This window comes from Pseudaeromonas sp. HNCC25DJ180, assembly GCF_055413345.1.
This window is the reverse complement of sequence record NZ_JBVAYF010000031.1, coordinates 1-1,819: the sequence shown is the minus strand read 5'-3', so window position 1 is coordinate 1,819 and position 1,819 is coordinate 1. Positions and strand designations below refer to the sequence as shown.

The following is a 1,819-nucleotide window of genomic DNA, read 5'->3' as shown; positions in this document are numbered from 1 at the left end:
ACTTGCGCTGCCATCAGACACGCTCAGCGTAAACACCTCGCTCTCTGCCCCAGCACCATCCGTGGTCGGGCTGGTCAGCTCATAACGATAACTGGCAACCCCGGTCGTGCTGTCGTAACCAGTCACCGTCAAGCTACCATGGGCGCCAACCACCACCGCCCCCACCAAGTCCGCCATCGCAAACGCAGTCCCGTTCAGGGTCACGCTCTGCAGGTCATCCAGGCCATCCGCATCCCCTAAGCTAAAGCTGCCGTAGGCCAACGTGCTGCCATCGCCCGCCGCCGAGCCCTGGGGCAAGCCCGCTTCAAACACCTGGTCATTGCCCCCCTCGTTGCCCGGGTCCACGTTCAGCTGTGGCACATCGTTGCTGCCCTGGATGGTTATCGTCAAACTGGCCGTTGCCGGGTCGCCGTCACCATCGACAATGTTATAACTGAAGCTCTCGCTCCGGGTTTCCCCCTCCTTCAGTGCCTGCGTGGTCGGCAACGTACTATCGAGGGCAAAGCTGTAACTGCCATTGGCTCCCAGCACCAGGCTGCCGTACTGTGACAGCACGCTGGACGGCGTATCCGCCCAACCATCAAAGCTCCGGCCATCCGCTCCCGGTTGACCATTCGGGTACAGGTCATTGACCAGCACATTGCCACTCACACTCTGCAACGTACCATCTTCTACCAGCACAACCGGCGTCCCTTCCGCCGTAACCGGTGCATCGTTCACAGCCCGGGGCACATCGTCCAGAACGGGAATGGTGAGCAACACGCCCGCCGTATCCCCTTCTGTATCGGTCACCGTCAGTTGCAACGCGTCCAGCAAACGCTCACCATTCGCTCCCAGGTGTTCAACATTGTTCACCAAGGTAAAGCGATAACTCACCGTACCCGTGGCCTCATCAAAACCGGTTAGCTGCAGGGTATTACCCCGCGGCGTCGTAAAGGTCATCGACTCGACCGGTTGACTCAACAGCGCACGCAGGCTATCCAGCGACAATTGACGGTCGCCTACCCCTATCGACGCCAATCCAGCCAGCGCCTGCAGGGTGAAACTGCCATCAAATGACAACGGAGCCTTGATGCTGTTCGAGCCTATAGCCAAATCAGCCTCATTGAACGCGGGCAACTCCAGAGACTGTGGGACTAGGATGGGATCATCGACGGAATTGACGGTAATGTTGACGACCGCCGTGCTGGTGAGGCCGCTCGGGTCGGTGATGGTATAGGTGATGACATCCGTACCGTGGTAGTTACTCTCCGGTTGGTAGGTTAAGCTGCCGTCTGGGTTGACGGTCACCACGCCGTGCTCTGCCAACGGTGCGCCTATGACGGCAATGGCATCACCATCCGGATCGGAGTCGTTTGCCAAGACCTTGATGGTCACCGGCTGATCCTCATCGGTGACCGCCGCATCATTGACCGCCAGCGGCGGATTATTCTCAGCCACCGCAACCGGATCGGGCGGTGCAATCAAGCCACTGCTGCTGTAACTGGTATCAAAACCCGCTGCGGCCAAGATGCTCGCCCCGGTTCGATCCACAGAGACAAAGCCTGCATTACCGCTACCGCCAGCTCCGCCGCCCCCGGCACCAGGTGCCCCACCGGCGGCAGTAGCCTCAAGGTTCAGGGTTGGGTCTATCCCCTGCAATATGGCTTGTTGTATGGCGGCAATATCATTGGTGCCCTGAGCACCCAGTGGTGAGATGCCTCCCGGCCCCGTTTGTGCGTTAAGCGCCCCCACCGGAACAATTGCGGGCATCTCTGGCATAGCAGGCGGCTGGGCGGCCGAACTACTGTCACCTGGCTCCAGCTGTACGTGGGCCCCC

1 protein-coding gene is annotated in these 1,819 nt (G+C 60.1%); it reads right to left on the bottom strand.

The genetic code is table 11. The annotated features are described in order from the left end of the window. A partial coding sequence (locus ACZYTD_RS17120; protein ID WP_463893897.1) for a retention module-containing protein occupies positions 1-1,819 on the bottom strand: 1,819 nt, incomplete at both ends.